The organism is Lysinibacillus sp. GW247-5R2A (assembly GCF_059424475.1).
This window is the reverse complement of the sequence record NZ_JBWKZL010000002.1, coordinates 75,551-98,166: the sequence shown is the minus strand read 5'-3', so window position 1 is coordinate 98,166 and position 22,616 is coordinate 75,551. Positions and strand designations below refer to the sequence as shown.

The following is a 22,616-nucleotide window of genomic DNA, read 5'->3' as shown; positions in this document are numbered from 1 at the left end:
TCCACAATCTGGCCCTTTCCATGAATAAAGACGCTTAACTTGTTTCAGATAGTATTCGTATTAATGTCTGGGATACCATACTTAATGTAATTTGCTAATGCCTTTTCATTTTGGAGCCATACCCTCGTAGAATTTGCTGGGTTTGGATTTCCCCACGTACCCGTTGCATCAATAACAGCTCTCGCCTCAATCATACGGATATCATCCTCTTGTTCAATATAAATAATAAAGGACTGTTCTACACGATTTTTTGTCTTCATCATATTATTAAATTGTTGTGAAATCCCTACCACTCTTGAGTTTAACTGAATGTGAGGTTTTATTTGCACTAGATTAGACAATGGTTTTAAATATAGATCCATTAATTCATGTCCTGTTGGTAACGTATCTAAATGAGGTTCTTTCCAACCGGAGGCATTCAATAAAGCCTTAGCAGCTTTATTAATGTTATATCGCTATGGTGAAAATAATGTAACATGCCCCCAAGTACGAATATTGTGCGCTACTTCATGCACAGCTTCTAATAAAATAAGGGCTTGCTTGTGTTTCACTAGATGAGCAGCTGCAGCTAATCCAATGGGGCCTGCGCCTATTATGACAATCGGTAAATTCTTATTGTGGTTATTAATACTCTCCTGTACTTTAATTTCCTTAGTATAATAGTTTCCTATTTAAGAGTTTTAAAGTATTTTTTCTGCCAACGTAAGGCAACCCATACGAGTCCTATAAGAACAGGTACTTCTACAAGTGGACCAATAACAGCAGCAAATGCCACTCCACTATGCAGGCCAAACACCCCTACTGCTACGGCAATCGCTAGCTCGAAGTTGTTACTTGCAGCTGTAAAAGAAAGTGCTGCTGTGACAGGATAAGATGCACCTGCTTTACGAGAAGAGAAGAATGAAACAGCAAACATCACCACAAAGTAAATAAATAATGGGATCGCAATTCGGACCACATCAAGTGGTAGTTCAACTAATTGCTCACCTTTTAAGGTAAACATCATCACAATCGTGAACAGCAGTGAAATTAGAGTCAGTGGTGAAATTTTCGGTAAGAACTTTTCCTCATACCACTGTTTCCCTTTTGTTTTAATCCCTATCCAACGTGTGAGGAACCCAGCAGCAAACGGGATACCTAAGTATATAAGCACGCTCTTAGTAATCTCCCACATAGAAATGGATACATGGAAATTTTCTAAACCAAACCAACCAGGTAAGACATTTAAGAAAAAGTAAGCAAAGATTGAATATGTCATGATTTGAAAGATGGAGTTAAAGGCAACTAACCCAGCTACATATTCCCGGTCTCCACGTGCTAAATCATTCCATACAATGACCATGGCAATACAGCGAGCTAGGCCAATCATAATGAGTCCAGCCATGTATTCAGGATAATCGTGCAGGAAGATGATAGCTAAAAAGAACATTAAGAACGGTCCGAGTAACCAGTTTTGAAAAAGCGATAGTAAAAGCACTTTCCAATCCTTAAACACCCGCCACATTTCTTCATACTTTACTTTCGCTAATGGGGGGTACATCATAACAATTAACCCGATAGCAATCGGTATTGACGTTGTGCCAATAGACATGGACTCTAATGCTTCACCAATATTGGGCATCATGATACTTAATAAGACACCTATTCCCATCGCAACAAATATCCATAGAGTAAGGTAACGATCTAGAAAAGAAAGCTGCTTGGTTAAAGTCTCATTTCTCATGATCAGATCCCCCTACATGGCAACAATCTGTGTCACAGTTGCATCCGTTTAAAGGCTGAATTTGTTCAATGATGCCCTTCATCAATGGCGTTTGATCCTCTACTAAACGGTAATGTTTCCAAGTCCCTACTTTTCGTTCCGTAATAATGCCCGCCTCCTTTAATTTTCGTAGCTGCTGACTAACGGCTGGTTGCGATATTCCTAGCACTTCCACAAAATCACATACACATACCTCCCCATTTTTCATGCATGCAAGTAATTTAATGCGATTTAAATCAGCTGCTGCTTTTAGTTGTTTTTCAATTAGTGTGTTTTCCATTTATCTGCGCTCCTTATATAATCATTTGCTTATATATTAATTTAAATAAAATCACCTCGTTAAAGAAAGGTGAATTAATTCGTATATAACTATATTCTTATATTATGATTTAATGTTTTGAATTGCAACAGATATTTAATACAATAAACCTGCTATAAATAAGGGTGCTTATTTTCAATTGGAAATAATAAATTCGAATATTTATAAAATTTTTGTAAATTACTTATTATGTAAATAGTGAAACAATTTAATCCTAACTTTTATGTCTCTTAGTAAAGAAAGTCCTAATTTTAGTGTCTTTTTACACTGTACATGTGTATATGGACAGCCAAGTTTATACTTTAAAGACACCAAAGAAATCGAAATGCTTCTGCTTTGGCATATTAAATGATTCGTTCATCACTCATCGCAATATGGGTTTTGAAACCAAAGAAAGCCGATTCCGCAGATTTATGTCCCACATGAGCGTCCGGATCAGGTGAATAGCTTAGTTGTAAATCGTAGTCCTTCACAACTTCTTTTAAAACATTTAACTTTTCTTTTACAGCCGGAATATGTGCAACTTTGGATTGTGTTTCCACAATTTCTACAACTTGACGACAGTAATTTAATTCCTCCATCACTTCATTTGATGTTGGTTTTGGTGGGAAATTCTCTTTCATTTCTTCATCAAGTTGATAGACGGCTTTTCGCACATTTTTTGATTTTTCTGTAAAAATCCCTTCGGTGTTTTTGATTGTAACGTGCCTTTGTATATGTGGGGTCAACGATAATTATTTTACTTGTGATAGTTCCTTTTTTAATGCAATTTCAACTTTCTTTATTATGCTATTGAGAGTAAATTGAACGAAAAGAAAAAACGATTGGAGAAAAAAATCTGTTTCTCCAATCGTTTTAATAGTATGTTGGACTTTTTGAGTGCATTCGCTACTTACCGAAGTCACCTCATTGCAGCTTAACCACAACTACAGCCTTTTTTATTAAATTGTCTACAAAATATAGCGCAGTTCACCATAGAACTTGTAGCTTTTTCCTTTTATTTTTTTGAATAATATTCCAAAATACCTTTGTAGATAGATTCAGCAAATAACTCAACATATTGATCATCTGTCAGTTTAGCACGGTCTTCGCTATTTGATAGGAAGCCTAACTCGACTAGAATAGCTGGAATATTCGTATTAGCAATAACCATGTATTTCATTTCTTTGACCTTACGATCTTTCATATTTACATTTTTAACAATTTGATTGTTTACAAATGTCGCAAGATCAATGTCTTCCTCATACACATCACCTAGTGTTTTAGCGTAGTAAGTTTCAGTACCTTGTGCAGCAGTATTATTTGCGTAATTAGCATGGATACTTACAAATATTTCACCATAATTACCATGCGAAAAGTCAACACGATCTTCTCGTGTTGGATACGTATCCCCTGTACGAGTCATTAAAACATTCGCACCTGCTGCCTCAAGCTTTTGCGTAACAAGAGTACTGACCTTTAATACAATATTTTTTTCCTCAATAGTACCAACTACAGTTCCAGGGTCTTTACCGCCATGACCTGGATCAATTATGATAATTCTATCTTTTAACGGATTACCCTTTTGATTTAATAGCTTTAAATAGGATTTATGTACATACCCATTTTGACCTTTAAAGGTTACCTGTGCCCAATAACCATTTACACTATTTACTTGAACATATTCACCCTTTTTTACCTTATCTACTACTGGAGAAGTAGAATTTGCCTCTTTTCGGATATTTAAATTATCCACTGTCACTCGACCTAATAAATCACCCGAAACTAATGGTGGGGTTGGATCTGGTGTAGAAGGCTTTTCTACTATTACATCCTCAGTACTACCCGCTACGATATAGCCCGGTAAACCGTTTACTACAGTTAAATAGTAGCCGTTTACAGTGTTATAAACAGGTAATTTCACTTTACTATCAATAGTTGAAATAACGTTTGAAGTAGATGTTGGTTCTAAGTAAAGATTTATATTTTGTGTTGTAGTAACCTGTTTTTTAGCATTCCCCAATGTTTTACCATCTATATCTAAAAACTGGGCATAAGTTTTATAAATATAAGAATAGCCATTATTAAATGAAATTTTTAACCAATCTCCTTCTATTGCATAGACTGCAAATTTACTACCTTTGTTCGTTTTCCCGACAATATTATCTATAGTTGAAGAATCTTTCGACTTACGAATATTTAATCCGTCTGTTGTGACTTGTATAGTCCCTATAATTGCTGAATTATCATCAGGAACAACTACTTCTTTTATTGGCAATTCTAAACGAAACTTATCATTTTTTGCACGTGCTACAAATAACGCAAACTGTCCGCGTGACACTTGGTCATTAGGATTATATTTTTGACCGCTTCCCTTTGTAATTCCATTATAATAAATAGTATTAATATATTGATTGTAAGGATGTGTCATTTTTACATCAACAAAAGGAGAATCAATTTTTTCATATTGGCTTGTATCAAGCTTAAATGCTTTTGATAATACATAACTCATTTCATCACGAGTTAGAGGTTTATTAGGTAAGAATTGGTTCTTCGTGTTTGTTACGAAGTAACCTAGCTCTATAGCACGTTCGACATAACCCGAAAGCTCCGTACCAACCGTTACATCAGAAAAGCTAGAGTTTTTTACAGTTAATGGCTTATTGCCTGAAGCAATCACAACCATTTTGGCAACTTGTCCACGAGTTACCATATTATTAGGCTTAAAATAGGTTTTTCCGTTCTCTTTATATCCTCTGATAACACCTAATTTAATTAAATAATTGATTTCTTCATAAGCTTCATGCTTTGAAGAAATATCCTCGAAATTGCTGCTAGCACTTACACTATGTATTGTAAAAAAGGTTGATATAAATAAAATACATAACGTAAGACTAATTTTTTTAAAATAAAAATACAATCCATATTCCCTCCTTTTTATTTGCCTCGTTCATTTTTCGAACTATGGATTTAGTAAAAACAAAGAGTTTTAAACCTCCTTTTATTAGAACGTTATTTCTCTACCTTTTGTTTCAGTATTTAGTAATTTTTAGAAATTTTTTTAATTATAAAAAACTATATTGGTCTACTTTGAACAGTACCCCGAATCGTGGACAATTTAATTCGATTTATGATCGGGAGAATATTATGAGTAAAAATCAAAGAAGACAAATAGAAGCGAATCCGAATGTTATTTTAATATCAGGCCGATCCAATATACTGAGGACTTTGAAGTGCTCCCTGCCAAGTAGACAGTGGAAATAATAAAAATGCTTTACACAGCTTGATCCCTGAATTCCAAGAGTGCACTGAAAATCTTCATCTGAATCCACTTAGCGAGGTATTCGGGGATTCAATCGTCGAATACCTCGCCTTTTTAATTTATAATTGAGAGGCCGAATGTAGGTGGTGTTACCAATGATTTCAAACCAAGAGACTTTCAACTTAAGTCATATATGGCCATTTACAATATTGTCGTGAAATAACTTTTTTTGCTCAAACAAACGTCCTCCCTATTCCTTTTAGTTGAATTGTTCCCACTTTATGAATAAATTTAATAAATATTGGACAAATCTACATTAACGATAATGAGCATTATTTAAGCGCATAACCGCCCTTTTTACGATAAATTATAGGAAGCTTTCGATTATGTAGTGAATTTGTTTGATTGGCAAGATTTATACTGCATATACTGTTTAGGGTAACTCCAATTCCACAAGTTTTGCCGCTTCCACATGTGATAAATAAGCTGTGATGAAACGAACTTGTTCGTAGCCCGTTGACATTAAAAAAGTTGGTGCACGTCTGTACTTTTAGCTCCGACGATACATATCACTTAGTCTTCTTATTAATGTATGGGATACCCTTTTCAATGTAAATTGCTAATGCCTTTTTCGTTTTGGAGTCATCCCCCAGTAGAATTTGTTTGGTTTGGATTTCCCCTTATACCTGTGGCATCAAAAATGGCTCTCTCTTCAATAATCAGGAAATCTTAGTAAAAGATGTTTACAAACACCTTAAATATAGCTATACTTACAAAGTAAACAAAAAATTCTTAAGGAGGTCGAATGAAATGATCCGTATCGTTAAATTGATGTCATTATTAGCCACAACTAAAGTAAAAATGAAAATCACACATTCGACCAGTTCGGAATGGATCGCTTAAGTTTTTTGTAATTTAGCATACCCATACCGCAGGGAGAAGTGTGCCCCTGCGGTATTTTTGTGTCTTTTTTCACCGTAGGGGGAGTCTCTCTACGGTTTTTTTCATTTTTCGTGGTAATTTAAGGAGGTGATTATAAATGATATTAAACTTTTTTGCTCTCACGATAACTATTTCAAAACGCGAGAACTCTCTTGAGAAAGCACTTCATAATGAAAATGCGAAAAAAATCTTTGAAGAGAACCGAAGAAAAGTAGAAAATTATATTCGTATTCGTCAATACTAATTTTCTTCATTAAAAAACATGAAAGGTGGGAATCGAATGTTTTATATGATCAAAAGTCGTCATGCAGTTTTATGGCTGGAGAAAGACACAACCACCAGATGAAGTAATACAAAGTGACAATATAGCTATTTAATTTTATAATGTCCGTAAAGCTAACCCGTTCTAATCTAGGACGGGTTGCTTCATTTTTTTAAGCGATATGGTACACATACAACTTGGTGTAGTTTAAGAAAATGCGGTATGACCATGTTGGGAAATTTTAATTCTACAAAGCGTAATTTCTCGATACAAAAATGGAATCAAGCATATTTTAGCTACATTCCATTATACGGCCCCGCTCTTTATCAGTTGCTCCAGATTCTTGAAAAAAAATAAAAAGAGGCTTGAGCCCCTATAAAGAGCTCAAGCCTCTTATCATAATTTTTAATGGATAGGTATCATTTCAATCCTTTTTTCACGTTTAATCAGTGCCCTATTCTCTAGTCTCTATAAACGTAGCAATTTCATTGGCAAGCGTTGATGTTAATAACGTTGACATATTACTTAAAACAATAATCGTCGTGTTTTTTTCTATTAATCTCAAATATGACGACGTAAAACCATTAATGCCTCCGTGATGGAAAACGAATGTATTATTCTTTTTTGTCTTCATAATGTTCCACCCATACCCATATCCAGAACGACCTGCCGAAAACATCTGAGCTGTTATATTTTTGGATAATAAATGATAATTTTTTATTCCATCATCAAGCAAATGTAAATCTTCTACTGTAGAAAATAACCCTCCAGCTGAATAAGTGTTAGACATATGAATGAAACTAGCATGACTCATATTATTATTTGTACCCAACTCATAGCCACTTGCTTTATGCTTTTGGATAGTCTCGTTAGCATCAAGACCAGTATTTATCATGGATAGAGGCTGAAAAATCCTCGTTTTAAGAAATTCTTCATAACGTAAACCACTTACCACTTCTATAATCTTGCCTAATACAATGTAGCCTGAATTAGAATAGTTAAACTCTTTCCCTGGTATAGATTTGAATGAACAAGAAATAATCCAATTTATCAAATCATCTGGAGATTGAAGCTGATAGGATTTTAATAAAAAATCAGGTTGATCCGTAATATTACCAATGCCAGATGTATGAGTTAATAGATGTTCAATCGTTATTTGGTTACCCTTTGGGAAATTCGTTATAAAATCAGCTACAGTATTATGTAACTGTAACTTTCCTTCTTCAACTAGTGATAAAATTGCAATTGCCGTAACTATTTTTGTTACTGACCCAATACGGAACTTAGTTATAGCGGTATTGGGTATATCCCATTCATAATTCGCATTTCCAAATGATTCTTTATAAATGGTTTCTCCTTGACAAGCTACTAGTATATTTCCACTAAATTTTTCTTCTTTTGTGTTTAAAAATGAATGAATATATGATTTTAGCAAATTTCAAGCACTCCTTAGTTTGTACTATTCGTTACTTGAAATGTTATCCAATGGCATAAACCAAACCTCCTTTAGTGAATCTACTGTATGAAAGCCTCATTATTTGAGCATATATTGCTTATTATCTCTCACTATTACGTCTAATTTCACTTTGCTTGATGTCAAGTAATTCTAAAATCGTTTTACATATTCTTTGTAGTGGCTCGTTTGATTGGTAAGTGAGTGCGAAAATGCTACCACCTTCTATCATGCTGAAGACTAAATACGACATTTCTGTAGCTTCAGCAGGAGGCCAATTTGATTGAATAAATTTTTCTTTTACTATCATGACGAGTTCTTCATAGGCGTCTTTGCATGCTAACCGGAGTTGCTCACTCATATGCCAAGTCTCCAAAGAAATAAGCGCTAAAGGGATACCATTAGATGCAACTTTCGGATTGAAACTTAAAAATTGTTCAAAAAAATACTCTAAAGCTTGTGTTACATCTTCATGCTGTGAAAATAAATTCCTTAATTCTTGAGCAGCAATATCTTTTGTCCTATTAATTGCCTCTGTAGCTAATTGCTCCTTACCGTCAGGGAAATAATAATAAAGTGAACCTATAGGACAACCTGATTCTTTAATAATTTGATTTAATCCAGTAGCATGGTACCCTTGTTTTTGAAATAGTGCTGACGCCATCGATAAAATTTTTTGTTTAGTTTCTTGATTTCTCAGCATTTTCCCCTCCACATTATAGTGATTGGTCTATATATTAAATTAGTTACACTATTAAGTCAATAAAAAAATTGCTCCCCATAGTTAAACAAGCCTAGCCATTTCTTAGTTATCATTTGACTCTTCTATTGATTTTGTATAAACATGTCGAACCTAAAAAAACCATTTCAAGTGTATCTAACACTTACGAAATGGTTTTTTTATTACCTATTAAATAATTAAACTAACGCGTATCTATACTTTTATACGAGTCTATAGTTTTTCAAGTGAAAAATCTCCCCAATTCTTGTGTCTAGGAATGACAACTTTGGCGTCTAGATATTTATCAATTAGATTTTGCATTGTATAAGGCCATGCATTCATATTTGCCTCATCAATTATGCCAACGTTATCCTGTTCAAGAGCAAAAATCATATCGCCAAACAAAATTTTATATGGAGGTAACCATACGACTATATTATCTTTTGTATGAGCTTCACCTGGATAGTAGGTCTCTATAATAGTCTTCCCTCCCTTAAATACAGGATATCTATCTAAGGTTGGTTTAATTTGAGGATATCCTGCGTCCTTACTCATTTTAGCAACAAAAGAGGTACTGGTATGTCAACACTAAACTGGACAAAAATTATAAGGTCTGTTGCTTGAAATGAAAATTTTGTCAAAAATAGTAAGGAAGTCAAAAAAGTTTGCAACGTCTATAGTCCGTGATTACTCACGTCATGACTTTGCAAACTTAATGGATGATAGTCCTTGAACCATACTTTAAGCTTATTTTGTTATACGTGTTCCTGCTTTTCCATCTAATGCAGCTACTGCTTGATCGATTGAACAAATGATTGACTCTTTCCCTAATTTTGCAAATTCTATAGCAGCTTGCATTTTGGGTAACATACTACCTGCCGGAAATTGTCCTTCTGCAACATACTGTTCAGCTTCAGCTACGGTAATGTGGCTTAGCTTTTGCTCATTTTCTTTACCGAAATTAATATAGACATTTGGTACATCTGTTAGCATCATGAAAACTTCCGCATTCACTTGTTGTGCTAGCTTTAATCCGGACCGATCTTTGTCAATAACTGCTTCAATACCATGTAATTGACCATTGTGTTCACGATATACTGGTATACCGCCACCACCAGAAGAAATAACAATCGTTTCATCAATTAAACTTTTAATTTCATCTATTCCGTGAATCACTTTTGGTTCTGGTGAAGGGACAACGCGTCTATATCCTCGCCCTGCATCTTCTGCCATCGTAAAGCCTTGTTCTTCTAAACGATGCGCTTCTTCTTCCGAGAAAAATACACCGATTGGTTTAGTCGGATTTTTAAAAGCTTGATCATCCCTATCCACTTCAACCATCGTTAGCAATGTAACCACATTTGTAGCAATGCCACGTTCTTTCATATGGTTTTTTAAAGCTGTTTCCATCATATACCCTATGAAACCTTGTGATTCTGCGTTACAAACATAAATTGGTAGTGGTTCGACTACATTTTTTGCAGCTTCATTTTGGGCAATGATATTCCCCACTTGCGGACCATTTCCATGTGTAATGACGATATTATGACCCGCTTCTCGAATTTCTACCATATGTCCTGTTGCCGACACTACATTTTTGAATTGATTATCATATGTTGCTTCTTGTTTCGGCTGTAAAATGGCATTACCACCTAAAGCAATAACTACACTTTTCCCCATTTCTTTCACTCCTTAGTTAATGACAAGTAAATGCCATATAACGTATCCATCCCAGAAGATGATCCTACTTCTATAAGCCTGTTCATGCTTTCTAAAGATGGATCATGTTGCAATGCTGTAATCTTCGAACTAAATACACCATCTATAGCACAGGTTAAGAAACGCTTACTGACAATGGTTGTTAAAGGTTCCTTGATAAGTGCCTTTAGTGTTTCTAGATGCTTTTGTTCGATAAAATTTTTAATAAAATGACCGTACAATATGCCGACTAGTATATCATCACCTGTTGGTGTTAAACCATGTCCACGCCCAATAAAATAACGGAATGTCTCGTCAAGATTTTGGGTTGGATCTTGTAATCGATTAATCAAGGATAATACACGGGCTCGTTCAAAATCTGATGATTCATATGATGTAAAGGAAATGTATTGAAAATTTTCTTTCAATTTATTTATATTTGCATGTTCAAAATCCATATCTAACGGTATTATTTTTACATTAAACACCATTTGGAAGCGATTATGAAAAAGACGATTATTGCGAAACATTAATGTATCGCCTACCTTAATATTGGTCTTTACAGTTTGTCGCGTTTGAGGATCAAGTAAGATCCCGAACGGAAATGTCCCATTTTCATCTGTGCCAACAAATATCAATTCGCCATCTTGATCAACCATATTTAAACCTTTTTCAAACATACTGTGCACGGTAAAGGTTTTTTCATCATTCAATAATTGAAGTGCGATTGAACCAACCGCACTTGCTTGTAAAATCATCCTTTAAATCCTAGCTTTTGAGCATATGCTGTGATAGCTTTCTCAAAACATTCAATTGGCGGATGTACTGTACCAGCACCAATTTGTCCGTACCCCGCAATTTTATGGGCAATACCAGTGTTAATAACTGGTGTGATTCCTGTTTCAACAACTTTCCGTGCATCGATACCTAAACATGCGCCTTTAAAGTCCCAAGTTGGGATGACAAAGTTCGGGTTTTCGCTAATACAGATCTCTGTCATTTGATTACTTGTTTCAAGTGCATCATTAAATCCACCCGAACCAACAAAGCGTGTTACTGCAGGTGCAGCAATCATCGCCATACCTCCGACACCGATTGTTTCTGTAATCGCTGAATCACCGATATCTGTGTTTGCATCTTCTGCTGAGTAACCTGTGAAATATAATCCTTGCGGGGTATTCACAGGACCAGTAAACCATTCGTCCCCCATACCAGCAATACGGATACCAAAGTTTTCACCGTTTCGGCACATTGCGGTAACGACTGTACCGTGTTCGATTGTACGTGCAGCATCCATCATCGCTTTGCCAGTCGCCATAGCAATATTTAAGAAAAATTGGTCTGTGTCAGCTAAGAATTGGATTACTTCTGTACGTTGATCTTTTTCAACGTCATCTAATGAAGCAATGATTGGAGATAGTTCTTTTAAAAATGCAAGGGAAGCTGCAATATTACGCTGGTGGAACTCATCACCCATTGCAATAGCTTTAGCAATTAATACGTTGACGTTCAAGCCTCCATCAAGTGTTTTTAGGGCTTTACTTAATACTGGACCTAATACATCTTTCATCCAGTGTAAACGATTGATGACTTGCTCATTATAAGCGCCGAAGCGTAATACTGCACCAATCCCTTCGTTCATTTGACAATACGCTTCGTTACCATTCTCCTTATTCATAACAACAAGGACTGGCATGTTAGGTGAAGTAATACCACCCATTGGCCCAACTGCATTTACATGGTGACATGGAATGAATTTGATCTGATCGTTTTTAAGTAAATCGCGTGCATTCTTTTCGTCTTCTGCCCATCCTTCAAAAAGGATTGCACCAACACAGGAACCTTGCATAGGATCTGTCATGTTTTCATATTTAATTGGAGGTCCAGCATGTAATAACACGTACTCTTCTAATTCAGGAATCACAGATTTAGCAGGTACAACATCCGTTAAAAATGGTGCCGCTGCTATAATCTTCTGGATAACGGCTTCGTTCGCTTCATTTATTGTTTTGTATCCCATTAGATTGTACCTCCTTCATAATAGTTTAAGAATTGAAGTACTTTCATTAACTTCTCATCGCCACCAGCAACTGGGCGCCAGTTAAATTGAACACACTCTGAGCCACTGTTTTGAACAGCTTCCGTAAAGCTTTTTAGCCCAATATTGATAACGCTTGGTTTCATACTGATGAAGGACATAATTTTCTCATCCACAACTAAGCTTTCTTCTGTATAGTCAAATTTTTGTACATCAGTAATTGGTTGTTCCACTTTACCGCCTACAAGTTGGATAGCTGTACGGACCATTTGATCGTTTGTCTTACAAATAATTGCACCACTCTCTTTTAAAATGGCAATTTGTTTATCGTACCCTTGAATGTCCTGTGCTGTACCTACAACCGTTGCAAGCACTGCAAGTTGACGACCTTCTTGACGTGCACTATCCAAAATGCGTTTGATTGTTGGTGCTAGTTCACTAGCCATATCTTCATGGCCACCGTTACCGATCACGTTATCAATCATAATGACTGCAGTTTCAGGGTCGTTCATAGATTTTTCAAGCATTTCGATACGTTTTTCAGGATCAATCATCGGATGTGGTTTACCTTTTGTATAAACATCATCACCTAAATCAATGATTTCATGAGTGTTTGTTTTTAAAACATAGCTTTCGCTTTTCTCTTCAGTCATTGAATCTTGAAAAGCATCTCTCACTAGCATAGCTGCTTCAGATGCTAATGTACCGCCTGAATAATATCCTTTAATTCCAACTTGTGATTCATTTAATACAACATTTATATTAGCTGTTGTCGGTTCAAAATTCGGTTTGTCACCATTTGATAATTGGACAGCTACAACTGCTGCTTCTTCAAGTGTATAAGCATGATAGATATACTCTTCTTGATAGGAAGGTTTGTCACCTAAAAATAGCGTAACAACTGGTTTATCAATATTTCTTAATAAATTTAATACTTTGCGCTGTACTTCCTCTGCAGGTGGTTTAGAGATCACTGTAATGACTTTTACTTTCGGATCTTGGTTTAACGCTTTGATGCTATCTAACATCGTAATCGCACCAACTTCCGTCGATAAATCACGTCCACCTGTACCAAGAGCGTTTGTCACACCTTTACCAAAACGGTCAATAATTGTTGTGACTTCTTGGATCCCTGTACCTGATGCCCCAACAATACCGATATCACCTTCGTTTACGTTATTGGTAAAAGCAAGAGGGACGCCGTGAATAAGTGCCGTACCACAGTCTGGCCCCATCACTAATAGCCCTTTTTCATGCGCTTTTTGTTTCAGTTTCACTTCGTCTTCTTTCGAAACATTGTCACTAAACATGAACACATGTAAACCTTCGTTCAATGCGTTTTCCGCTTCCATTGCAGCATATTGACCAGGAATTGAAATTAACGCTAAATTAGGATTGTTCGCAAGCTCCATTGCACGTTTCCAGTTATGAGCTTCTTGACCTTTAGACGTATTTTGTGAATCTGAATCACCTTTTAAAGCGATTTCTACTTCTTCTTTCACTTCGTCTACTTTTTCTTCTTGATCTGTATCTACAACGATGACGATATCATTTGGCTTCGCTTTTTCTAATTCATCCGTGCCTAAGCCAGAAGATTTAAAAATGTCCTTGTTCGCTGGTGTTCCCATCATGATCGATACTTTGTTTACACCATCAATTGCAGACAACTTGTTGGATAAAAGCATTAACACGATGGAGTCTTTATAAGTGTTTTCTTTTATAATTGTGTATAACATGATGATCCTCCAATTTATTATTCTGCAAATCTATTTTTTCCATGATAACGATCGTAATGAATGTCGTCTGACACAAGATAGTTGTAAATGTCGTCTACGATTTCAATACCTTCCTCATCATATTCCTTACTTCTTAATATACCGCGTTCACCTGGATAATAAATTTCTCCATAGCCTTCTGCCGCTGGCTGTGTTTTTAATTCATTGAGCATAGTTGTAATTTGTAGCTTGAAAGCATTCAAATCTGTGAAATAGGCAGGGTTAATGACGATATGAATTTGACCTAAATCGCGCCCTTTCGTTAAGTCTTGATACATAGAAGACACATGTATACCATGTGGGACTCCTAGAAGACTACCTGATAAAATATCTACCATCATCATCAAGCCATATCCTTTTGGACCTGCAATTGGCAGGAGCGCATGAACATCTCTTGCATTTGTCGTAGGTGCACCAGTAGCATCAACAGCCCATGTATCTGGAATCGATGCATTTTTACTTCTTGCATCTAAGATTTTGCCCCATGCTTGGACAGTAGTCGCCATATCAAATGTAATGATGCGGTCATCAGCAGACGGTGCACTATAAGCAATTGGGTTTGTCCCAAAATAAGGTTCAGTTCCGCCAAACGGTACGACCATTGGATCTGATTGACACATACTTAGAGCAACCATATCTTGTTCTGCTGCCATTTCAACAAAGTATCCTAGAGCACCACTATGTGAGGTATTTTTCATACCAACAACGGCAATACCTGATTTTTTAGCCATTTCAATCGCTTTTTCCATCGCTTGCTTTGCTATTTGGTGACCCGGACCATTATCCCCATGAAAGACCGCAGATGCTGGTCCTGTTTGTTCAAATGTATAGTTTGGATTTGTTGTAATACCGCCTTTTGCAATCCGTTCAGAATAGTATTCAACACGTACAGCCCCATGTGAATGAATACCTCTATAATCAGCGTATGTTAATACGTCTGCAACATCATGTGCCGCTCCTTCATTTAATCCCGCTTTTATAAACTTTTGCTTCATTAAATTAAATAGTTCTTCTTTAGATACACGCATCTTGATTACACCTCATTTAATTAATATTTTGTTTCAGATTCTAAATAATCTAGAATTTTTTTAAGAAATTCTTTTGTAACTAAGATGCCTAATTTATCTTTGGATAGCTATCGGAGATCATATACTCACTTTTTATAAATCAATATCTCTGTTTGCATCTTTAGAATAAATGTATGAGAATGGTTCATCTAAACCAATTGCATAGGTTGCTTGCGGTACATAAGCACCCATAAAGATATAATCACCTTTATCAACCGGCATCCATTCGTTATCTAAGTTGTACATGCCTCGCCCACTTAAAACATATGCGCCGTGTTCTTGAACGTGTGTTTCAATGTAACCATGTGAAGCACCTGGTTTGAATGAAAGAATATGAATGTTCATGTCATATCCAATTTCTTTTGGTAATAAGTCTTGAATTAATACTTCTTTCATACCTTCATATGCCTCTTGTTCGATGTCGTTCACATTACCTGTAACGACTTCTGGTGTATATCCTTTAAGAGGTTGATAGCGTTTTTTGTATAAGAATAATCGGCTATCCTCACCGTTATTATTATTTTCAAAAGTTAACTGTAAGTGTGGGGGCACATATAAATACCCACCTTCTGTTAATTCGTATCGCTTACCATCTGCAAACGCATTGATTTTGCCATAAACGACGTATACAAAAGATTGAATACCATCACCAGCGAAACCAGTTTTGTTTCCACCTTGGTTTTTTACAGTTACTAAGTAATCCACAAATCTTGCACCTAAACGCGGGGATCCTAAGATTGTTACGTCACAATCTTTGAAACCTGGTACAACATTATTAACTAGACCATCCGGTGTAATTACCGCATAATTGTCTTTTTTAATGACTGAACGTGTTTCTAATAAACCTTCTCTGTATCCTTGAACTTGATTTATGTAACCCATAAGTATCAGGCTCCTTTATCTTTATTTTTATTCTTTATATGCTAGTTCATAAAGTACATCACTTAATACTTCAATACCTTTAACAAGGTCTTCTATCTTCGTCTCTTCACTAATGTTGTGACTAATTCCACCAATAGAAGGTACAAACAACATCGCCGTTGGTACATATTGAGCAAAGATTTGTGAGTCATGTCCTGCACCAGATGGCATCACTTTATATTGATTGCCTACATTGTTTTTTGCTGCTTGTTCTATGATTTGAACGATTTTTTTGTCCATCAATGTTGGTGCCTCATCCATCCATAAATGAATGTCGTAAGTCATGCTATTTGTTTCAGCAACTAATCTAATTTTGTCTTCGATTTCTGCTGCAAAATCATTTAATATTTGCTGATCAATATGACGACAGTCTACTGAGAATGTAATTTCACCAGGAACTACATTTACTGTGTTTGGTACAAGTGTGATATGACCGAACGTTAATACAAGTGGTTCCCCAATTTCTCTAGCACGTTTTGTTAAATCCGAGACAATTTCACTATAGGCAACAACTGTATCGCGACGTAATGACATTGGCGTAGTACCAGCGTGGTTTGCTTCCCCTTTTAAGTTGATCGTGAAGCGTTTTTGACCAACGATGCCATTAACAACACCAATTGTTTTGTTTTCTGTCTCTAACACTTTACCTTGTTCAATATGAATTTCTACAAATGCTTTGATGTCCTTACGAACGTCATTAGTTTTACGATAATCGAAGCCTGATTTACGCATTGCGTCTTCGAACTTAATGCCCTCAGCATCTGCAATTGTGTCAACATCCGATTTTTTAGCTAAGTTAAAGAAGTTTTTACTACCCCAGAATGTGTAAGGGAATCGACTACCTTCTTCTTCAGCAAGGGATAATACTTCTAATGAGCGTAGTGGTTGGCCATGTTTAGCTTTTAAATATTTCACAGCCACTAGTGCAGCTAAGATACCGAATTGGCCATCTAGATGACCACCCTCCACTACTGTGTCGATATGTGATCCTGTTAAAATGGTTTCTTCTGGATATTTACTGCCAACAAGACGCCCAGTTAAGTTCCCGATGTCGTCAAAGCTTGCTTCTAACCCTTCTTCTTTGAATGTTTTTTCCAGTTCTCGAACTGCATCATTCCATTCTTGAGAATATAAAAGTCGTGTAATTCCACCTTGTTCTAAGCCACCAAAACCTGTGAATTTCTTATCTAACGATTCAAAAGTTGATTGAATATCCATACCTCTTTCACTCCTTCCTTCTTCACATTTATTATAGGTCCTACCTCATAACCATTCATTGACACAATAAACAATAATGGATGGTCTTTTTATGCACTTTAGACAAACAAATTTTGATAAGGAGCAGCTAGCATGGAGTAAAAAAGAACGTAGCTATCGATTATGGAAAGGGTTTAAGAAGGCTTGTGAGTAAAGTAAATAATTAATTCTATCCTTACTAAAAAACAAAAACCACATAGTAAATCTATGTAAAAACTTAGATTTACCATGTGGTATAGTCCTTATTAAAATGATTAAAAGATAAACGATAGCCCGAGTGCCATGACACACACAAGTAGGAGCAAACCTAAGCTATATCTTATTGTATTGAAAGATATTTAACTTTTTCCCGATTTGATTAACGGCTGCTGCTGCATCAATCCCTTTTAATTTAAAGATTATTAAATAAAGAAAAAATAGGAGTACAGGAAGAAAGGCAAGGCCAATCACTATTTCGGTTCCAAGTGGATTGTATTATTGATTCCAAATTGTTGTCACTTCTTTCTAACATAGTTATACCTAACAGGGTTTAGTTGTTCAAAGGAGAATTTCTTTATTCAAGTTACTTGAGCATGCTATCCTTGCTGTAATCCTATTTTCAAAAACAAAGCATCACGGAAAATATTTTGCCTAGTTCAAGCATATGATTCTCTTTTACTATTTCGAAATAAAGAATTATACGTATAATAACATTCAAAAATAGTATACAATCAGAGTGATCGGTTATCCTTGTAGCATTATAAATTCTTATTTTGGATTTTTCTAACAAATATAAAGGAGATGATTCTTATGACAACATTAAAAGAAATCATGTCTGTCCAACAATTTTCTGATTTAACACTATTAAATGATGAGGGAGATTTAGATAGAGAAGTAGAAATGGTCGATATTACGGAAACGCCTGATATTAAAAATTTCACAGCTCCTCATTCTTTTATCGTCACTACGGGTATGTGTTATCAACACGACCAATCCGGATTAAAGGATCTCATTCGAGAATTAAATGATATACAAGTTGCTGGCATAGGCGTTAAATTATCACGCTTTTTAGAAAAAATTGATGATGAAGTAATAGAATATGCCAACAAGTTGAAATTCCCCATTATTAGAATCCCTGATAGCTGGAATCTCGGATCCATTACGCATCATATATCATCCTATATCTTGGATGAAGAAACTGAAAAGTTATATTTTGCATTAGATATCCAACAAGAATTAAATACAATGCTTATGAGAGGTTTGAGCTTGGATATGATGATTGAACGAATGAGCAGACTCCTTAGAGTCCCTGTGATGCTCTTAAATCCTTTTCATCAAATTAAATCGATGAGCCATCACTTTCAGGAACACGCAGAGCAAATTCAGAAAAATCTTAGTTACTTCAAAAGATGTGTGAATTCCAAGCAAATCTCACCTAATAATAAAGCATCTTTCCAAGAAGAACATATTATATTTGAAGTTCCAGCATTTAAATATTTTCCGTATTATTTGATGGTTTCAAATGTTAATACGCTCACTTATCCATTTAGTTTGCTTGCCATAGAACAAGCCGTGAATACACTTAGTCTCGCCATTTATAAAAATAGTAAAATCAAAGAAGCGGAACAACAAGATGTAAACCGATTTTTCGAAACATTGATGTCTGAACATCCTGATAATCTTATTTCAGTCAAACAGCACCCTGAGTTTTTAAAAAAGCACCTTATTCAACCATCCAATTTCTATCAAGTAATCGTTTGTGCGATTGATCAAGAAAGGGATGTGGAAAATAATATCTATTTGAATGAGCGCTATCAAATGACTTTTGAATGGCTAACACATAAATTTACAGACATAGATCCTTGTATCAGTGTGTATAGATCTCCAGGTAATCATCGATTTACGATTCTATTACAAACTAAACATCAATATTATTTAGATTACTGCAAATATATCCAAAAAGAGTATCAAAAACTTTTTAATAGCACAATGTCATTCGGTATTGGTAATGAAGTTACTGAATTCTCACAGCTACCACTCTCTTATTTTGAAGCGAATGAAGCTTTTGATCATAAGTCTGAAAATAGTAAAGTTGAATTTATAGAACTCTATAAATCTAAAAGTGTAGAAGAATTGTTACAACTCATTCCGGCCAATAAATTAAAGCCGTTTATCACGTATACACTAGGTTCATTAGCCTATCCGAAAACGACGAAAGAAAAAGAACTAAAACATACATTGAAAATCTATTTGGCGAATCATTGTGATCTGACAAAGACGTCTGAAGATATATTTATTCATAGGAATACGGTAAAATATCGTATTAAAAAATGTGAAGAGATTTTAGGTCAGTCTATCGAATCGCCTGATATTTCATTGGATCTACGATTAGCATTATTTGCGTCAGAGAAAGTAAATTTTTAAACTTAATAACCCCGCCAAAAAGCTGTATGGATGCTTTTTAGCGGGATTTCTTTTTGCCTATTTTACCTGAACACTTGCTTTCCCACCTCAATTATGAGTTTGCAAATGTAATAGCTCCTACTCCGATATTATCATGAAACCGGTTGGTTGCCACTCCGTAGGGGCGGTGTCAATTGCGTCGAGCTGTACGCTCTATGCCATCAGCGATTACTTTGTACAGTTGGTGCGGCAGGTCGTGACCCGTTACATTAGCTTGGCACTCGGGATGGGAGAAGCTTTGTCCTCGCTACATCCCTGGACGAACAGTGAATCCTCCCCTTCTATCAATGACAAGTACTAGTATTTTTACGGTTGCCAGCCGCTGATGATGGTCCCTGGAAACAGCCATAGTAGCTATTTGTCTGGTTGATAATCCAATCGAAAAACACTATCAAACTGGATACACACTAACATGTGATTCAATCGAAAAGGCAGTAGTGAAAAGGATTTGTTCCTTACTACTACTGCCTAATTCTGTCGTTATATCAAACTCGTAATGCATGGAATTGTATAATTCATCTAGAGAAATAGCTTCTTCATGGACGACCTCGCTGCCTTTGGACAGCAATAACAAAACTACCTATCAGCGGGAGATGTATTAATCCTCCACAGATAGGTAGCTTTACTTTATTCATTAGTTAGGGGATTGATTGCTTTCTTCTCTTTCACCATCACGACAAGGAAGAATAAAATCGCTGCTGCTGCAAGTAGTATTGCTGCAATATAGAATGCTAATACTTTCGAACCTGTGAGATCACCAATATAACCTGTAAGAGTTGGCGCAATAACTGATGAAGTCATTCCAAAGAAATTAAAGATACCTAGTGCTTTGGCCATGCTGTTGGAAGGTACTGAATCCGTTACATATGTGATTAAAACTGGATCAATGGCAAGTTTACCTAATAAACCATACAAAACTAATGCTGCATATAGGACAGAAGGGTTAGGTGCAAATACAGTTAAACTTATTGTTACGGCTGCACCAATTAACAAGAAGATAATTAATTTCTGACGCATATGTGCATTTTTGTCAATATACTTAGAAAATATCAATGCACCAGGTACTGCTGTGACTGCAACTAAGGCAGCTACATATCCTACTGAACCTTGTTCAAATCCTTTTTCTGAGACTAGGAATGATGGTAACCATGTCACAATCATGTAATAACCATAACATGTTGCAAAATAGACGAAATAAATAACTATTTTTTTTAGCGAGAATAATTCTACGCCTTGAGATACTGTGGCTTGTGTTGTTTGCTTATCTTCAGATGTTTCATTTGTAGCTGTTTTTTTGTCTTGTTTAACAAATAACGTAAATACAAATATTACAGCTACTATGAAGACTGCTATAATATAAAGCATGTAATTCCATTGGATTTCAAGGCCAGCTACTAATACAGATGAGCCTACTAGACCAATAACCATCCCTAATGCCGAACCACTGTTGATGATCGCATTAGAAAAGCTTTTCTTATCTTTTGGCATATATTTAGCGGATAAAGAGAAAGCCGCACCATAGTATGAACCAGTCGAAAGACCTGCCATTAAGGCACCTACATAAACTTGAGTGATTGTCGTGCTTGATCCAATGACGAATGCTGCTAATGCAAAAATGATAAACGCAGGGATTAATACTCGTTTTTGTCCAAATTTATCAACGAGTATTCCCGATGGAATTTGCATACCCGTATAGGCAAAGAAATAAATAGAAGCAATAAGTCCTACTTGAGTATCGCTAATATTACCAAGCGATTCTTGAATTTGTGGATATATTGGTGTAAGTATTGTACGATAAATCCAAATAGCTACCCAACCTAAACACAGTGCAAAAATGATTTTTTTGTAATAATTCGGGTCATTCTTAACTGTTTGTCCCATAATATGACACTCCCATTTTTCTTTTTTTTACTTATGTAGTGCTTAATTTAATTTTAGGTTATGAGTTCGTAAATAACATTGTTCACTTTCGACAAAAACAGAATTAGCATTGCACATTTTAGACAAAAGCCTATGTTTGAACTGTTTATAAAAGTATGACTTATGACATTCTCATTTGCCGATCCATACTCAGTGCTTTTGTACCTTTGCAAACTCTCCTCATAATAGGGAAGGCTCGAATAAACAAAAATAAGCCCGACTACCCTATAGGTAATCGGACTGATCGCAATCTATGTGCAAACACCTTTGTCCTTTGTAATCGCACGAAAGATTCCTCCGTAGTAGATAATGCATCTACAAGGAGGAATCTTTTTTACTATGAAAATTAGTTAATCAACAGACGTGATAGTTAACTTAATGATGTTTATGCGCAATAAAGCCGATTGGTGTCGGACCTGCAATCCCTAACATGACGAAATCTCTGCTAGAATTATTAGTCATTCCGTGCTTTTCACCCGCACGTGAAACTACAACATCACCAGCTTTAATTTGAACTATTTTACCACATTCTGGATAATAATCTGCTGTCCCTTCAATAACAACCCAAATATCATCAGCTTTCTCGTGTGAGTGAAGTGGCAAGGTTTGTCCTGGTCGCATACACCATATAGCTCCAACAGTATTAGGTGTTTCATAAAAAATATGTTTTGTCGCTTCTTCTTCTCTAAACTCTTGAATATCAGGCCAATGGAAAATACGATTTTTTAAATCTTCTCTTGCTAATTGTTTTAATGTCATTGTATTTTCTCCTTGTTTCGAATTTCAAACTATACCCAC

At 35.7% G+C, this 22,616-nt stretch carries 20 protein-coding genes and 2 pseudogenes; 2 read left to right on the top strand and 20 right to left on the bottom strand.

Annotated features, from left to right (window positions below; genetic code table 11):
* Nucleotides 1-44: 44 nt before the first annotated feature.
* The 7 genes and pseudogenes from AC07YC_RS04125 to AC07YC_RS04095 all read right to left on the bottom strand — a co-directional run.
* Nucleotides 45-260: a hypothetical protein gene (locus AC07YC_RS04125; RefSeq protein WP_494918442.1), complete on the bottom strand. Its 216-nt coding sequence runs from the start codon at nucleotides 258-260 to the stop codon at nucleotides 45-47.
* Between the two features lie 195 nt (nucleotides 261-455).
* On the bottom strand, nucleotides 456-593 hold the full coding sequence (locus AC07YC_RS04120; protein WP_494918689.1) for a hypothetical protein: 138 nt from the start codon (nucleotides 591-593) through the stop codon (nucleotides 456-458).
* Between the two features lie 74 nt (nucleotides 594-667).
* Nucleotides 668-1,723, bottom strand: a complete 1,056-nt coding sequence (arsB, locus tag AC07YC_RS04115) for an ACR3 family arsenite efflux transporter (RefSeq protein WP_494918441.1) — start codon at nucleotides 1,721-1,723, stop codon at nucleotides 668-670.
* On the bottom strand, nucleotides 1,713-2,042 hold the full coding sequence (locus AC07YC_RS04110; protein ID WP_494918440.1) for an ArsR/SmtB family transcription factor: 330 nt from the start codon (nucleotides 2,040-2,042) through the stop codon (nucleotides 1,713-1,715). Before AC07YC_RS04110 ends, arsB begins: the two co-directional genes overlap by 11 nt.
* 386 nt (nucleotides 2,043-2,428) lie before the next feature.
* Nucleotides 2,429-2,869: pseudogene (locus AC07YC_RS04105) on the bottom strand (IS5/IS1182 family transposase); the annotation flags it as partial.
* Nucleotides 2,870-3,078: 209 nt separating this feature from the next.
* Nucleotides 3,079-4,980 (bottom strand): N-acetylmuramoyl-L-alanine amidase, encoded by a 1,902-nt coding sequence (locus tag AC07YC_RS04100; protein ID WP_494918439.1) that lies wholly within the window; start codon nucleotides 4,978-4,980, stop codon nucleotides 3,079-3,081.
* A gap of 674 nt (nucleotides 4,981-5,654) precedes the next feature.
* A pseudogene (locus AC07YC_RS04095) lies at nucleotides 5,655-5,869 on the bottom strand (hypothetical protein); the annotation flags it as partial.
* 492 nt (nucleotides 5,870-6,361) lie between these two features.
* Here AC07YC_RS04095 and AC07YC_RS04090 point away from each other — a divergent pair.
* Nucleotides 6,362-6,508 (top strand): YrzI family small protein, encoded by a 147-nt coding sequence (locus AC07YC_RS04090; RefSeq protein ID WP_336634617.1) that lies wholly within the window; start codon nucleotides 6,362-6,364, stop codon nucleotides 6,506-6,508.
* 472 nt (nucleotides 6,509-6,980) lie between these two features.
* On the opposite strand, the gene AC07YC_RS04085 is transcribed toward AC07YC_RS04090, so the two are convergent.
* The 10 genes from AC07YC_RS04085 to allC all read right to left on the bottom strand — a co-directional run bounded on the left by AC07YC_RS04085 (nucleotide 6,981) and on the right by allC (nucleotide 17,417).
* Nucleotides 6,981-7,961: a serine hydrolase domain-containing protein gene (locus AC07YC_RS04085; RefSeq protein WP_494918438.1), complete on the bottom strand. Its 981-nt coding sequence runs from the start codon at nucleotides 7,959-7,961 to the stop codon at nucleotides 6,981-6,983.
* A 121-nt stretch (nucleotides 7,962-8,082) separates the two neighbouring features.
* Nucleotides 8,083-8,682, bottom strand: a complete 600-nt coding sequence (locus AC07YC_RS04080; protein WP_494918437.1) for a TetR/AcrR family transcriptional regulator — start codon at nucleotides 8,680-8,682, stop codon at nucleotides 8,083-8,085.
* A 249-nt stretch (nucleotides 8,683-8,931) separates the two neighbouring features.
* Entirely contained in the window at nucleotides 8,932-9,255 is a 324-nt protein-coding gene (locus AC07YC_RS04075) for an MBL fold metallo-hydrolase (protein WP_336634620.1), read from the bottom strand.
* A gap of 192 nt (nucleotides 9,256-9,447) precedes the next feature.
* Nucleotides 9,448-10,380: a carbamate kinase gene (arcC, locus tag AC07YC_RS04070; protein WP_336634621.1), complete on the bottom strand. Its 933-nt coding sequence runs from the start codon at nucleotides 10,378-10,380 to the stop codon at nucleotides 9,448-9,450.
* A gap of 5 nt (nucleotides 10,381-10,385) precedes the next feature.
* Nucleotides 10,386-11,156, bottom strand: a complete 771-nt coding sequence (locus tag AC07YC_RS04065) for an oxamate carbamoyltransferase subunit AllH family protein (RefSeq protein WP_301254479.1) — start codon at nucleotides 11,154-11,156, stop codon at nucleotides 10,386-10,388.
* Entirely contained in the window at nucleotides 11,153-12,418 is a 1,266-nt protein-coding gene (locus AC07YC_RS04060; RefSeq protein WP_336634622.1) for a YlbE family protein, read from the bottom strand. Before AC07YC_RS04060 ends, AC07YC_RS04065 begins: the two co-directional genes overlap by 4 nt.
* Nucleotides 12,418-14,172 carry an acyl-CoA synthetase FdrA gene (locus tag AC07YC_RS04055; RefSeq protein WP_336634623.1) on the bottom strand — a complete coding sequence of 585 codons (1,755 nt, stop codon included), beginning with the start codon at nucleotides 14,170-14,172 and terminating at the stop codon, nucleotides 12,418-12,420. The genes AC07YC_RS04060 and AC07YC_RS04055 overlap by 1 nt, the downstream gene beginning before the upstream one ends.
* Before the next feature lie 17 nt (nucleotides 14,173-14,189).
* Nucleotides 14,190-15,239, bottom strand: a complete 1,050-nt coding sequence (allD, locus tag AC07YC_RS04050; protein ID WP_336634624.1) for an ureidoglycolate dehydrogenase — start codon at nucleotides 15,237-15,239, stop codon at nucleotides 14,190-14,192.
* A gap of 132 nt (nucleotides 15,240-15,371) precedes the next feature.
* Nucleotides 15,372-16,160, bottom strand: a complete 789-nt coding sequence (allE, locus tag AC07YC_RS04045; RefSeq protein WP_036125894.1) for a (S)-ureidoglycine aminohydrolase — start codon at nucleotides 16,158-16,160, stop codon at nucleotides 15,372-15,374.
* Nucleotides 16,161-16,187: 27 nt separating this feature from the next.
* Nucleotides 16,188-17,417 (bottom strand): allantoate deiminase, encoded by a 1,230-nt coding sequence (gene allC / locus AC07YC_RS04040; protein ID WP_336634625.1) that lies wholly within the window; start codon nucleotides 17,415-17,417, stop codon nucleotides 16,188-16,190.
* Between the two features lie 828 nt (nucleotides 17,418-18,245).
* Here allC and AC07YC_RS04035 point away from each other — a divergent pair.
* A complete protein-coding gene (locus AC07YC_RS04035; protein WP_336634626.1) occupies nucleotides 18,246-19,859 on the top strand; it encodes a PucR family transcriptional regulator in 1,614 nt (537 codons plus the stop codon).
* Between the two features lie 430 nt (nucleotides 19,860-20,289).
* Here the strand turns inward: AC07YC_RS04035 and AC07YC_RS04030 are convergent, their stop codons facing one another.
* The 3 genes from AC07YC_RS04030 to AC07YC_RS04020 all read right to left on the bottom strand — a co-directional run bounded on the left by AC07YC_RS04030 (nucleotide 20,290) and on the right by AC07YC_RS04020 (nucleotide 22,577).
* Nucleotides 20,290-20,472, bottom strand: a complete 183-nt coding sequence (locus AC07YC_RS04030) for a hypothetical protein (protein ID WP_494918434.1) — start codon at nucleotides 20,470-20,472, stop codon at nucleotides 20,290-20,292.
* Nucleotides 20,473-20,525: 53 nt separating this feature from the next.
* Nucleotides 20,526-21,779 (bottom strand): MFS transporter, encoded by a 1,254-nt coding sequence (locus AC07YC_RS04025; protein ID WP_336634628.1) that lies wholly within the window; start codon nucleotides 21,777-21,779, stop codon nucleotides 20,526-20,528.
* A gap of 414 nt (nucleotides 21,780-22,193) precedes the next feature.
* Nucleotides 22,194-22,577, bottom strand: coding sequence for a cupin domain-containing protein (locus tag AC07YC_RS04020; RefSeq protein WP_336634629.1), 384 nt, complete (start codon nucleotides 22,575-22,577; stop codon nucleotides 22,194-22,196).
* Nucleotides 22,578-22,616: the final 39 nt, after the last annotated feature.